This is a genomic window from Streptomyces sp. NBC_00316, from assembly GCF_036158715.1.
Taxonomy (GTDB): domain Bacteria; phylum Actinomycetota; class Actinomycetes; order Streptomycetales; family Streptomycetaceae; genus Streptomyces.
The window spans coordinates 3,368,475-3,380,461 of record NZ_CP108023.1 but is presented as its reverse complement, the minus strand read 5'-3'; the positions used below and the strand labels follow the sequence as shown (position 1 = coordinate 3,380,461).

General features: G+C 71.4%; 14 protein-coding genes. 9 read left to right on the top strand and 5 right to left on the bottom strand.

All coding sequences use genetic code 11. The annotated features are described in order from the left end of the window. Positions 1–7 precede the first annotated feature (7 nt). Both fdxA and dapC read left to right on the top strand, forming a co-directional pair. On the top strand, positions 8–328 hold the full coding sequence (gene fdxA / locus OG878_RS14865) for a ferredoxin (protein ID WP_018956287.1): 321 nt from the start codon (positions 8–10) through the stop codon (positions 326–328). 141 nt (positions 329–469) lie between these two features. Continuing rightward, positions 470–1,567 carry a succinyldiaminopimelate transaminase gene (gene dapC / locus OG878_RS14860; protein ID WP_328887243.1) on the top strand — a complete coding sequence of 366 codons (1,098 nt, stop codon included), beginning with the start codon at positions 470–472 and terminating at the stop codon, positions 1,565–1,567. Positions 1,568–1,697: 130 nt separating this feature from the next. Here the strand turns inward: dapC and OG878_RS14855 are convergent, their stop codons facing one another. Together OG878_RS14855 and OG878_RS14850 are read right to left on the bottom strand one after the other, a co-directional pair. After that, complete coding sequence (locus OG878_RS14855; RefSeq protein ID WP_328887242.1) at positions 1,698–2,093, bottom strand: ATP-binding protein; 396 nt, start codon at positions 2,091–2,093, stop codon at positions 1,698–1,700. 286 nt (positions 2,094–2,379) lie between these two features. After that, positions 2,380–3,321: a hypothetical protein gene (locus OG878_RS14850; RefSeq protein WP_328887241.1), complete on the bottom strand. Its 942-nt coding sequence runs from the start codon at positions 3,319–3,321 to the stop codon at positions 2,380–2,382. A 250-nt stretch (positions 3,322–3,571) separates the two neighbouring features. Between OG878_RS14850 and dapE the strand changes: the two genes are divergently transcribed. Both dapE and OG878_RS14840 read left to right on the top strand, forming a co-directional pair. Then, the gene (gene dapE, locus OG878_RS14845) at positions 3,572–4,651 is read left to right on the top strand and encodes a succinyl-diaminopimelate desuccinylase (protein ID WP_328887240.1); all 1,080 of its coding nucleotides are present in this window, start codon (positions 3,572–3,574) and stop codon (positions 4,649–4,651) included. A gap of 194 nt (positions 4,652–4,845) precedes the next feature. Further along, the gene (locus tag OG878_RS14840) at positions 4,846–5,616 is read left to right on the top strand and encodes a TIGR00730 family Rossman fold protein (RefSeq protein WP_328887239.1); all 771 of its coding nucleotides are present in this window, start codon (positions 4,846–4,848) and stop codon (positions 5,614–5,616) included. A gap of 134 nt (positions 5,617–5,750) precedes the next feature. Here the strand turns inward: OG878_RS14840 and folP are convergent, their stop codons facing one another. Further along, positions 5,751–6,623: a dihydropteroate synthase gene (gene folP, locus OG878_RS14835; RefSeq protein ID WP_328887238.1), complete on the bottom strand. Its 873-nt coding sequence runs from the start codon at positions 6,621–6,623 to the stop codon at positions 5,751–5,753. Positions 6,624–6,745: 122 nt separating this feature from the next. Between folP and OG878_RS14830 the strand changes: the two genes are divergently transcribed. Continuing rightward, entirely contained in the window at positions 6,746–7,261 is a 516-nt protein-coding gene (locus OG878_RS14830) for a DivIVA domain-containing protein (protein WP_328887237.1), read from the top strand. Beyond that, entirely contained in the window at positions 7,258–7,848 is a 591-nt protein-coding gene (locus tag OG878_RS14825) for a DNA-3-methyladenine glycosylase I (protein ID WP_328887236.1), read from the top strand. The genes OG878_RS14830 and OG878_RS14825 overlap by 4 nt, the downstream gene beginning before the upstream one ends. Positions 7,849–7,856: 8 nt before the next feature. Here OG878_RS14825 and OG878_RS14820 read toward each other — a convergent pair whose 3' ends face one another. Next, positions 7,857–8,669 (bottom strand): enoyl-CoA hydratase/isomerase family protein, encoded by an 813-nt coding sequence (locus tag OG878_RS14820; RefSeq protein WP_328887235.1) that lies wholly within the window; start codon positions 8,667–8,669, stop codon positions 7,857–7,859. Between the two features lie 312 nt (positions 8,670–8,981). On the opposite strand from OG878_RS14820, the gene OG878_RS14815 reads away from it, so the two are divergent. Then, a complete protein-coding gene (locus OG878_RS14815) occupies positions 8,982–9,149 on the top strand; it encodes a DUF3117 domain-containing protein (protein ID WP_003966491.1) in 168 nt (55 codons plus the stop codon). 132 nt (positions 9,150–9,281) lie between these two features. Here the strand turns inward: OG878_RS14815 and OG878_RS14810 are convergent, their stop codons facing one another. Continuing rightward, positions 9,282–9,947: an O-methyltransferase gene (locus tag OG878_RS14810; protein ID WP_030915381.1), complete on the bottom strand. Its 666-nt coding sequence runs from the start codon at positions 9,945–9,947 to the stop codon at positions 9,282–9,284. 180 nt (positions 9,948–10,127) lie between these two features. On the opposite strand from OG878_RS14810, the gene sigE reads away from it, so the two are divergent. Continuing rightward, positions 10,128–10,889 carry an RNA polymerase sigma factor SigE gene (gene sigE, locus OG878_RS14805; RefSeq protein WP_328887234.1) on the top strand — a complete coding sequence of 254 codons (762 nt, stop codon included), beginning with the start codon at positions 10,128–10,130 and terminating at the stop codon, positions 10,887–10,889. Further along, positions 10,886–11,884, top strand: a complete 999-nt coding sequence (locus OG878_RS14800; protein WP_328887233.1) for an anti-sigma factor family protein — start codon at positions 10,886–10,888, stop codon at positions 11,882–11,884. Before sigE ends, OG878_RS14800 begins: the two co-directional genes overlap by 4 nt. Positions 11,885–11,987: the final 103 nt, after the last annotated feature.

The following is an 11,987-nucleotide window of genomic DNA, read 5'->3' as shown; positions in this document are numbered from 1 at the left end:
CGACAGCGTGACCTACGTCATCGCGCAGCCTTGTGTCGACGTAAAGGACAAGGCCTGCATCGAAGAGTGCCCCGTCGACTGCATCTACGAGGGCCAGCGGTCCTTGTACATCCACCCGGACGAATGCGTCGACTGCGGAGCCTGTGAGCCGGTATGCCCGGTCGAGGCGATCTTCTACGAGGACGACACCCCGGAGGAGTGGAAGGACTACTACAAGGCGAACGTCGAGTTCTTCGACGACCTCGGGTCGCCCGGTGGTGCCTCCAAGCTGGGCCTGATCGAGCGCGACCACGCGTTCATCGCAGCGCTGCCGCCGCAGAACCAGTAAGCGGCGGCCGGCACGTGCGCCGCCCCGGCCCCGTACGGCTCGTCACCGTGCGGGGCCGGGGTGTTTTCCGGGCCGGGCTGCCGACAGCCCCCGAACCACCCGTATCACCCTCGTAACCCTCGTACGAGAAAGCAGAGATCCGTGTCCGCAGCAGTCTCCTCCCGCCTCCCGGTCTTTCCCTGGGACAAGCTCACGCCCTACAAGTCGACCGCTGCGGCCCACCCGGACGGCATCGTCGACCTGTCCGTCGGCACCCCCGTCGACCCGGTGCCCGGACTGATCCAGCAGGCGCTCGTCGCCGCCGCGGACAGCCCGGGCTATCCGACGGTGTGGGGGACCGCCGAACTCCGCGACGCCCTCACCGGCTGGGTGGAGCGGCGCCTCGGCGCGGTCTCCGTGGCGCACGAGAACGTGCTGCCGGTCGTCGGCTCCAAGGAGCTGGTGGCCTGGCTGCCGACCCAGCTCGGCCTCGGCGCGGGCGACAGGGTCGCCTACCCGCGGCTCGCCTACCCCACGTACGAGGTGGGCGCCCGGCTCTGCGGCGCCGAGCCCGTCGCCTACGACGACCCGACCGAGCTCGACCCGGCCGGACTCAAGCTGCTCTGGCTCAACTCGCCGTCCAACCCGACCGGCCGTGTGCTGGCCAAGGACGAGCTGACCCGGATCGTCGCCTGGGCGCGCGAGCACGACGTGCTGGTCTTCAGCGACGAGTGCTACCTGGAGCTGGGCTGGGAGGCCGAACCGGTCTCCGTGCTCCACCCCGACGTCTGCGGCGGTACGTACGAGGGCATCGTCGCCGTCCACTCGCTCTCCAAGCGCTCCAACCTCGCCGGATACCGCGCGGCCTTCATCGCCGGTGACGCGGACGTCCTCAGCGAGCTGCTGCTGATCCGCAAGCACGGCGGGATGATGACGCCCGCCCCGGTCCAGGCGGCGACGATCGCGGCACTCGGCGACGACGCCCATGTGGCCGAGCAGCGGACCCGGTACGCGGACCGGCGCGCGGCGCTGCGGACGGCGCTGGAGGCGCACGGCTTCCGGATCGAGCACAGCGAGGCGAGCCTCTACCTGTGGGCGACGCGCGACGAGCCGTGCTGGGAGACCGTTGCCTATCTCGCGGAGCTCGGCATCCTGGTGGCGCCGGGCGACTTCTACGGGCCGGCGGGCGACCGCTTCGTACGCGTGGCCTTCACGGCGACGGACGAGCGCGTCGAGGCCGCGGTCAAGCGGCTGTCCTGACCCGGGCCGCATGACGGTCTGCGACCGCACGGTCCCAGGCCGCACGGCCGGAGCCCGCGTGATCGGGCGGACGTGCGGGAGGGCCCCGGGAGTACGCACTCCCGGGGCCCTCCCGCACGTGTCGTCCGGATCAGCCGATCGGCAGGCCCTGCAGCGGCAGTCCCTTGGCCGGCAGGCCGCCCTTGGGTGCGGCACCCGTGGCCCCGCCGACCAGCTCACCGGCGCCGCCCGCGGCCTTCTCCGCGGTGGGGGCGGCCTGGCTGCCCGCCTTGCCGACGGTCCTGGCCGCCGCCGGGAGGGTCGTCCCGACGAGCTTGGCGGCACCCGCGGCCTGGGTGTCCTGCTGGGGCGCGCCGTCGACGGCCTTGCCGAGACCGGCGCCGTCGACCGTGGTCAGACCGCCGAGCTCGGGGGCCTGCGGGAGCTCCGCGGCACCTGCGGCGCCGGCCGCACCGACCACGGGGGCTGCGCCCGCCGCGATCAGCAGCGCGGCACGGGCGATCCGACGGGTCAGGGGGAGGGACATGATGCTCCTTCGACGGGTGTGGAATCTGTCTGTCCGTGGATCGGACGCTGTGACAACCGTCGTGGGGGCGGGGGAGGTTGCGGTGTGCCGAGGTAAAGAGTCGGTAATGCGTCACATAATCGGCAATGGAGGAACCCGGGCAAACATTGCATTCCCGAGGTGCCCGATGAACCGTCACTTCCCTTTGCTGTCAAGGGATTTGGCGCATGGGGGAGAAGGCTCCCGGAGAGCGTGACAAGGGGCGGTTCCGGAAAGGCCGGATAGCTCGTGCGAGGGACCTTCCGTACTAGCGGACGAGTCCTATGCGGACCTCTGTGGCGCCCGATTCCGCACGCTCCGTCCGCCAGCCCGATCCGGCCTCCCAGACCCTGCCCGCGTAGGCGACCTCGTTTATGTCCAGGGCCTCGGCCTGCGCCACCGCCCAGTGCGTGAGTTCCCAGCCGCGCTGCGCCGTGGCGCCGTCCCCGGAACCACGGGCGGACTTCACCGGCACCGAGACCGTGCCCGCCGTCGACGCCCCGCCCGAGGTCCCACCGGTCGCTGCGCCGGTGGTGGGCAGCACGCCCTTGCCGAAGGTCCGCACCAGCTCCGTCCGCACCTTCGCCGCGTCGGCCGGAACGGCCGCCGTCCGCGTCGGCGTGCAGTCCAGCGCGGCCGGCGTCCGGCCGGTCAGCACGGCGGCCAGCAGCGCGGCGTCCGGCTCGTGCTTCGCGTACGCCTGCGGGAAGCCACTGCGCTGCACGCGCTGCGCGGCGACCGTCAGCGGCAGCCGCGAGTAACCGGGGACCTTGGCCAGATGCTGATAGAACTTCCCGGCCGCGTAGACCGGGTCCAGGATCTGCTTCTCGGTGCCCCAGCCCTGTGAGGGACGCTGCTGGAACAGTCCGAGCGAATCCCGGTCGCCGTGCTCGATATTGCGCAGCCCGGACTCCTGCAGCGCCGTCGCCAGCGCGATCGTGACCGCGCGCTCCGGCATCCCGCGCGAGGTGCCGACCGCGGAGATCGTCGCGGCGTTCGCGGCCTGCTCCGGGCTCATCCGGTACGTACGCCCCCGGCCCGCCGAACCGTCGGCGGACTGCACCGTGCACTGCTCGGTGCCTCTGTTGCCGGTGACGTACTGCACGGTCAGATAGCCGGCCACGGCGAGAAGCACGGCAAGAGCTGCCGCGATACGCAAGAGGCGGCTGCGGCCGGTGTGTCGGCGGGAGGATGAGGGGGTCCGGGGCACGGGGTCACCGTACTGGAGGGCCCCGCGGCGGCCGAGGGCGAAGTCCCCCATGGCCTCGCCCCCCCCGCAGCCCCTGAGGGCGTCCCGTCATCCCCGGTGGATCGGCACGCGGCGCCGGATGTGGTGCATCACAAGGCGGAGGAGCGTCCTCGTACGGGGCGTATTCGGGCGTTCCGGCAGCGCAGCGAGGTGCCGCAGCTGTCGTCGTGCGGCCGCCAGGGATCACGGGACAGCCCTTAAGGTCGACGGCATGTCTGACAGCACGCTTGACCTCACCCTGGACGGCCCGTCCCTCACCGCCCGGCTCGTCGACTTCCCGTCGGTCAGCGGAGACGAGAAGGAGCTGGCCGACGCGATCGAGACGGCGCTGCGCGCCCTCCCGCATCTCACCGTCGACCGGCACGGCAACAACGTCGTCGCCAGGACCGGGCTGGGCCGCACCGAACGCGTCGTGCTCGCCGGACACATCGACACCGTCCCGATCGCCGACAACGTTCCGTCCCGGCTCGACGGGAACGGCGTGCTCTGGGGATGCGGCACCTCCGACATGAAGTCCGGAGTCGCCGTGCAGCTGCGGATCGCTGCGACCGTGCCCGAGCCCAACCGCGACCTCACCTTCGTCTTCTACGACAACGAAGAGGTGGCCGCGCACCTCAACGGGCTCGGCCATGTCGCCGACGCCCACCCGGACTGGCTGGAGGGCGACTTCGCCGTCCTCCTCGAACCGTCCGACGGCCAGGTGGAGGGCGGCTGCCAGGGCACCCTGCGGGTCCTTCTCCGTACGGAGGGGGAGCGCGCGCACTCCGCACGCAGCTGGATGGGGTCCAACGCCATCCACGCGGCCGCACCGATCCTCGGCCGCCTCGCCGCGTACGAACCGCGCCGGCCGGTGATCGACGGGCTGGAGTACCGCGAGGGTCTCAACGCCGTACGGATCGAAGGGGGCGTCGCCGGCAACGTCATCCCGGACGCCTGCACCGTCGTCGTCAACTACCGGTACGCACCCGACCGCACGGCCGAGGAGGCCGTGGCCCATGTCCACGAGGTCTTCGCGGACTGCGGCGTCGTCGAATTCACCGTCGACGACCACTCCGGAGCGGCGATGCCCGGCCTCTCCCACCCGGCGGCCGAGGCGTTCATGACGGCGGTCGGCGGCACCGCCCGGCCGAAGTTCGGCTGGACGGACGTCTCGCGCTTCGGCGCGCTCGGCGTCCCCGCGGTGAACTACGGTCCCGGCGACCCGCTCCTCGCGCACAAGCGCAACGAACACGTGGCGGTCGACCACATCACCCACTGCGAGGAACGGCTCCGCTCCTGGCTCACCGGCTGACCCACGGTGTTCGTCCAGGGGGTCGGCGCGCTCGCCGGGTGCGACCGGCTTCTTCGGCCCGGCGCACACCCGGGCCACCGGTGGCGTGGGGCGTCCGGCCCGGGCTTTCGCGGTGGACATGTTGATGTCCCTCGCGTGTAACCCGCGTAGATCTACGCTTGAGCGGAACGACCGGTACGCGAAGGGAGCAGCCGATGAGCAACCCCGACTCCGAGGGCCTGCGGGCACTGGAGGAACAGCGGCTCGGGCCGGTGCTGCGCCGCAAGGATCAGATCCAGCCGGGGACCACGGATCAGCGCCTGCTGGACACCGAAGGCGACTCGGAGTGGGTGCATACCGACCCCTGGCGGGTCATGCGCATCCAGTCGGAGTTCGTGGAGGGCTTCGGTGCGCTGGCCGAGCTGCCGAGTGCGATCAGTGTCTTCGGTTCGGCCCGCACGCCGGTGGGCACGCCGGCGTACGAGGCGGGGGTGCAGATCGGGCGGGCCCTGGTCGAGGCCGGCTTCGCGGTGATCACCGGGGGTGGCCCGGGGGCGATGGAGGCGGCGAACAAGGGGGCCTGGGAGGCGGCGGGTGTCTCGGTCGGGCTCGGGATCGAGCTGCCCTTCGAGTCCGGCCTGAACGAGTACGTGAACCTCGGGCTGAACTTCCGCTACTTTTTCGTCAGAAAAATGATGTTTGTCAAATACGCGCAGGGGTTCGTCGTCCTGCCCGGCGGGCTCGGCACGCTCGACGAACTCTTCGAGGCGCTCACCCTCGTCCAGACGGGCAAGGTGACCCGCTTCCCGATCGTCCTGTTCGGTACGGACTACTGGGGCGGGATGGTGGACTGGCTGCGGGACACGGTGGTGGCGCAGGGCAAGGCGTCCGAGAGCGATCTGATGCTGTTCCACGTCACGGACAGCGTGGAAGAGGCGGTCAACCTGGTCTCCAAGGAGGTCGGCCCGCACGGTCCTGCAGCTTGAGTCCGCCGGCGGGGGACGGCCCCGCTCCTCAGCCGCCGGAGGGCTTGAACGAGCCCGTCCGGCGGCTGAGTGCGACGAGAGTACGAGAGCTTGCCCCGGTTTCCGGAAAGGGCGGGCAGGCGACGACGCCCCGGCTACACCAGTCCCCGCCGCGCCACCGCGGGTGCCCGGTGTCCCGCGATCGACGCCACCATGTCCAGCACCTGCCGGGTCTCCGCCACCTCGTGCACCCGGTACACCCGCGCCCCCAGCCACGCCGACACCGCCGTCGTCGCCAGCGTTCCGATCAGCCGTTCCTTCACGGGACGGTCGAGCGACTCCCCGACGAAGTCCTTGTTGGACAGCGATACGAGGACGGGCCAGCCGGTCTCCGCCATCTCATCGAGCCGGCGAGTCGCCTCCAGCGAGTGCCGGGTGTTCTTCCCGAAGTCATGACCGGGGTCGATCATGATGCCGTCCGGCCTCACCCCGAGCTCCACCGCACGCTCGGCCAGCCCCACCGTCACCCGCAGGATGTCCGCCATCACGTCGTCGTACACGACACGGTGCGGCCGCGTCCGCGGCTCGGCGCCGCCCGCATGCGTGCACACCAGCCCCGCCCCGTACCGCGCGGCGACCTCCGCGAGCTTCGGGTCGACCCCGCCCCACGCGTCGTTCAGCAGATCCGCACCGGCCTCGCAGACCGCCTCGCCCACCTCGTGCCGCCAGGTGTCGACGCTGATGACGACATCGGGGTGGCGGCGCCGTACCTCGGCAACGAACCCGACCGTGCGGCGGGCCTCCTCCTCCGCCGTCACCTCCTCGCCGGGACCGGCCTTCACCCCGCCGATGTCGATGATCGCGGCCCCGTCCGCGACGGCCTGCTCGACCCGGGCGAGCGCGGGCTCGTCGCGGAAGGTCGCGCCCTGGTCGTAGAAGGAGTCCGGGGTACGGTTCACGATCGCCATGATCACCGGCTCGTGCGCCCCGAATTCGCGCCGCCCCAGCCTGAGCGCACCGCTTCGCATTCCGTGTATCTCCTCTGGTAGACCGCCCTGCAGACCGCTCCGTGGGTCGTCTGCGACCCTAACTGTCGGTAGCGCATGGCACGATCGGAGCCGGACAGGTTTTCGCACCCGGGGAGATGCGCGTGTTCTGGTTCTTGCTGCTGGCGATGGTGGTGGTCGTGGCCGCGGTCACCCTCGCGGTGGTCGGTGGAGGGGGGAGCCACATCCTGCAGGACGTGGCGCCCGAGCAGCTGACCGACCCGCTGCCGGCGAACCGCCCGGTCGGCCGCGCGGACATCGAGGCCATGCGGCTGCCGGTGGTGCCGCGCGGCTACCGGATGACGGATGTGGACGACGCCCTCGGCCGCCTGGGCGCCGAGCTCGCCGAACGGGACGCGCGGATCGCCGAGCTGGAGTCGGCCCTCGCCGGTGCCCAGGCGACCGCGGCGGGCGGCAAGGGGCTCTTCAAGGGCCCGCAGGACCGGCCGCCGCAGCCCGGCCGGGTCCCCTGGGAACCGCCGCATCCGGCGCGGCCGACCGGGTCCGGGTCCGGACCGTCGGGGTCTGCGTTCCGGCCCTCCGGGTCCGAGTCGGGACCGTCGGGACCTTCGCGCGGGCCCGAGTCCGGGCACCGGCCCGACGAGGAGGGGCAGCGATGAGCGGCGCCGGCGTCGCAGCAGCGGCCGACGGCGGGCTGCGCTGTTCCTGGGCACTGTCCACCGACGACTACCTCCAGTACCACGACACCGAATGGGGCCGCCCCGTCCACGGCGACGACGCCCTGTTCGAGCGGCTCTGCCTGGAGGCGTTCCAGTCCGGGCTGTCCTGGCTGACGATCCTGCGCCGCCGCGAAGGGTTCCGCAGCGCCTTCGCCGGGTTCAAGATCTCCGCGGTCGCGGAGTTCACCGACGCCGACAAGGAGCGGCTCCTCGCCGACGCCGGGATCATCCGCAACCGCGCGAAGATCGAGGCCACCCTCGCCAACGCCAAGGTGCTGGCCGGCTGGCGGGACGGTGAGCTGGACGCACTGATCTGGTCGTACGCCCCCGACCCGGCCACCCGCCCCGCCCCGCGCACCCCCGGCGACGTTCCGGCGGTCACCCCGGAGTCCACCGCCCTTGCCAAGGACCTCAAGAAGCGCGGCGTGCGTTTCGTCGGCCCCACGACCGCCTACGCCCTGATGCAGGCGTGCGGCCTGGTCGACGACCACATGGCCGACTGCGTGGCCCGGGGCACCACGGCGTAGCGGGCGGGCTACTTTCCCAGGTACTTCGGCGTCGCCTTGTCCAGGAACGCCTGCACCGCGATCGTGTGGTCCTCCGACGCGCCCGCCCTGGTCTGGAGTTCGTCCTCCTTCTCCAGCGTCTCGGACAGCGTGTGGGCGGCGCCGTACGCCAGGGACGCCTTCAGCGCGGCGTACGCCACCGTCGGGCCGTCCGCCAGCCTGCGGGCCACGGCCAGCGCCTCGGCGGCGAGGTCTGCGGCAGGCACCAGCTTGTTCACGATGCCCAGCTCGTAGGCGTCCTGCGCGGAGATCGAACGCGGGAAGAGCAGCAGGTCGGCGGCGCGGCTCCGGCCGATCAGCCGAGGCAGCGTCCACGAGACGCCCGAGTCGGCGGTGAGCGCGACCCCGGCGAACGAGGTGTTGAAGGACGCGCTGTCGGCGACCACCCGGTAGTCGCAGGCGAGCGCGAACCCGAAGCCCGCACCGGCCGCGACGCCGTTGACCCCGGCGACGACCGGCTTCTCCATCTCGGTGATCGCCCGTACGACCGGGTTGTAGTGCTCCTGCACGGTGCTCAGCGCATTGCCCGTGCCGGCCTCGCGGGTGGCGGAGAGCGTGGCGACGTGTTCCTTGAGGTCCTGGCCCACGCAGAAGGCGCGCCCGGTCGCGGTGAGCAGTACGGCCCGTACGGCGGTGTCGGCCGCAGCCGACTGCAACGCGTCACGGAGCGCCACCTTGGCCGCCGTGTTCATGGCGTTCATCGCGTCGGGCCGGTTGATCGTGATCGTCGCGAGCCCGTCGGTCACCTCGTAGAGCACCGTTTCGGCCACGTTGTCCGCCATTTGCTGTCCCCTTTGCGCCTCGGGCAATGCCTGTCGAGGCAAGCATGGCCGACATCACGGAGCGCGCACATGTGACCTGCGTCTAACAATTGCGCTCCGATGCGGGGGTGATGGCGGCGGAGTATCGCAGCCGGATCGCCGAATTGAGTGGTTTTGCGGGAGCGCGTTGCGCAAGCGATGCAGACCGATGTTGGTCATCGGGGTCGGTGATGCGGGATAATGGCCAGGAAGCAATGTGTTCGATGCCGGTGACACAGCGCCTGTCATGGGGCCGCCGGTAGATATGAGCTGGTTTCAGGAAGGGGAACGAGCATGGCGGCCATGAAGCCGCGGACGGGCGACGGCCCGCTCGAGGTGACAAAGGAGGGGCGGGGCATCGTCATGCGCGTTCCGCTCGAAGGCGGCGGTCGGCTTGTTGTGGAGCTGACTCCGGACGAGGCCGATGCGCTCGGCGATGCCCTCAAGAAGGTCGTCGGCTGACGCAGAGGCGCCCACACTTCACCACTGCCCCGCCACGGATCCCGTGCCGGGGCAGTGGTGCGTCCGGAGCCCGTCGAGCACACGCGCCCCCGGCCACGGACCGGCGGACACCCCCGTGAGCGCGCGGGACGGTTATCCCCGCCGCACCGCGCACAACAGCCCGTCGCCGACCGGCAGCAACGTGGCCATGAGCTCCTGGCTCTCCCGCACCGCCCGCAGCAGCTCCCGCAGCCTCAGCACCTCTGCGGGCTGCGCCGCGGAGTCCACCGTGCGGCCGTCCGCGAAGACGCCCTCGAAGCAGACCAGACCGCCAGGTCGCAGCAGGCGCAACGATTCAGCGAGGCAGTCCAGGCTCTCCAGCCGGTCGCCGTCGCAGAACACCAGGTCGTATCCGCCGTCCGCGAGCCGCGGAAGTACGTCGAGGGCGCGGCCCGGGATGAACCGGGCCCGGTTGGCGGCGAACCCCGCGGCCCGGAACGCCTCCCGGGCGAACTGCTGACGCTCCGGCTCCGGATCGACGGTGGTCAGGACGCCGTCGGGCCGCATCCCGTGCAGCAGATAGATGCCGGACACGCCGGTCCCGGTGCCGATCTCGGCCACCGCTTTGGCGTCCGTCGTGGCAGCGAGCAGGCGCAGCGCGGCGCCGGTGCCTGGCGACACCGAGCGGAGTCCTGCGTCCCGGGCCCGGTCTCTGGCCCAGCGCAGTGCTTCGTCCTCGGCGACAAAGGCGTCGGCGAACGCCCAGCTCGTCTGCCGGTTGGCGGTAATGACCCTCTCCTGTCCCCGTAGTTGGCGCAACGGTGACTGTATCCGCTGGACCCGGGAACCCGCAGATGGGACCGGGCGTTATGAGGAGGCAGGGGAAAGCGCGTGGACAGGGCCCGCGGAACGGGCACCGTGCGTCACGGCAGGTGGTTCCGGGGAGATCCCGGCCCCAGCAGGAAAAAGGCTTATCCGGAGCTAACGGGCGAGGTGGCTATGGTAGGGGCTCCACTGGACACCACCGGAGCCGACAGGGGAGGTGCGGCTGCGCCTGTGGATCGGGGAGGAGTGCTGCGGCGCTTTCTCAGGTCGGCGGGTGAGCCGAAATCCGTGACCAACATTGCTGACCGTTCTTCCACCGACTCCGCACCTACCGCGGCCTTCGCCTCGGACGCGGACTCCCAGGCCTGGACGCTGCCCACATGGGAAGAGATCGTCAGCACGCACAGCGGTCGTGTCTACCGCCTTGCCTACCGACTGACGGGTAACCAGCACGACGCCGAGGACCTCACGCAAGAGGTCTTCGTCCGGGTGTTCCGTTCGCTGTCGACCTATACGCCCGGCACCTTCGAGGGCTGGCTGCATCGCATCACGACCAATCTGTTCCTGGACACGGTCCGCCGCAAGCAGCGGATCCGCTTCGACTCCCTCGGCGACGACGCCGCCGAGCGGCTGCCGAGCCGTGAGCCGTCCCCGCAGCAGGTTTTCAACGACACCCACTTCGACGCGGACGTGCAGCAGGCGCTGGACACCCTTGCGCCCGAGTTCCGTGCCGCGGTCGTGCTCTGTGACATCGAGGGACTCTCGTACGAGGAGATCGCCGCGACACTCGGTGTGAAGCTGGGCACGGTGCGCAGCCGTATCCACCGCGGGCGCTCGCATCTGCGCAAGGCGCTGCAGCACCGTTCGCCCGAGGCCCGCGCCGAGCAGCGCTCGCTGGCGGGCGCGATGATGGCGGGGGAGGGCGGATCGGCGTGAGCGGCACAGGACCGACCCCTGCGGAACAGCACCTCGGGGACCGGCTCGCCGCGCTTGTCGACGGTGAGCTCACACACGACGTCCGCGACCGGGTGCTCGCGCATCTCGCGACATGCGCCAGGTGCAAGTCCGAGGCCGCCGCCCAGCGGCGGCTGAAGAGCGTCTTCGCCCAGTCCGCCCCGCCTTCGCCGTCCGAGGGGTTCCTCGCCCGGCTGCAAGGCCTTCCCGGAGGGCCGGGGGGTGACGACGACGGCCAAGGAAGACCATTCGGCGGCGCCGGACGGTTCGCCGACGGAATCTTCCCCGTGATCCCGCCTTCCGGTAGCCGCAGCGATTCGCCTTCGGGGAAATCGCCGCTCGAGCGCTTCGGTTATCTTCCGACGCCGCACGGCGCTGCGGCCGTGCTTCCGGGTTCCGCATCGGGTTCGGCGTTCCGGATCCATGAGGTGGGCCGGGACGCGGACCGTTCGCCGTGGCGCGGACGGAGGTTCGTCTTCGCGGCGGCCAGCGCCGTCTCGCTGGCGGCCATCGCGCTGGGTGGCGCACTGCCGACGGATTCCGGCTCCGACACCGCGATCCGTGCCGAGGGCGCCGGGAACAACGCGACTCCGCTCGATGCCGCCTCCCGCGCCGAGAGCGCCGGCGCGACCAGCCGCCGTAGCGGTGGCCCGCACGGCAATCCGGCCGCGCCCGACAGCCGCCTGACCGTCGCCACGCCGCTCCGGCAGCCGAACGGCCTGGTGCCGGCGGTGTTCGGTGCGGGTCCCACGATGCCCAATCCCTTCGTGGCCTCGGTGCTGACCGATGGGTCCGCGCCTCCGCTGATACGTCCGACAGCCACCAGCCCCCTGTTCACGCGGGCGCTGGGCAGCGGCCTGCCCCCCGTGGCCGCCGCGTCCCCCGCGCCCTCGCCGACCTCCTCCTGGACACCCACAACGACCTCGGCCATGCCGAGCTCCGCCGATCACGCGCTGCCGCTCTCCGCCCGGCGCTGACCGGGTCTGCGCAGTCGTTCGCAAACCTGGTTGAATCCCGGGAGGAATTCCGGAGGGGCGCCCCTCCGGGGGCGTGCAGAGGCCGGTTGCGGCAGTTGCGGGG

Bases quoted from the DNA above. Each gene is read 5' to 3' on its own strand.
- sigE (WP_328887234.1), top strand. From the start codon at position 10,128: ATGGTAGGGGCTCCACTGGACACCACCGGAGCCGACAGGGGAGGTGCG.
- folP (WP_328887238.1), bottom strand. From the start codon at position 6,623: ATGCGAAGCGGTGCGCTCAGGCTGGGGCGGCGCGAATTCGGGGCGCAC.
- OG878_RS14820 (WP_328887235.1), bottom strand. From the start codon at position 8,669: ATGGCGGACAACGTGGCCGAAACGGTGCTCTACGAGGTGACCGACGGG.
- OG878_RS14855 (WP_328887242.1), bottom strand. From the start codon at position 2,093: ATGTCCCTCCCCCTGACCCGTCGGATCGCCCGTGCCGCGCTGCTGATC.
- OG878_RS14840 (WP_328887239.1), top strand. From the start codon at position 4,846: ATGAGCAACCCCGACTCCGAGGGCCTGCGGGCACTGGAGGAACAGCGG.
- OG878_RS14815 (WP_003966491.1), top strand. From the start codon at position 8,982: ATGGCGGCCATGAAGCCGCGGACGGGCGACGGCCCGCTCGAGGTGACA.
- OG878_RS14825 (WP_328887236.1), top strand. From the start codon at position 7,258: ATGAGCGGCGCCGGCGTCGCAGCAGCGGCCGACGGCGGGCTGCGCTGT.
- dapE (WP_328887240.1), top strand. From the start codon at position 3,572: ATGTCTGACAGCACGCTTGACCTCACCCTGGACGGCCCGTCCCTCACC.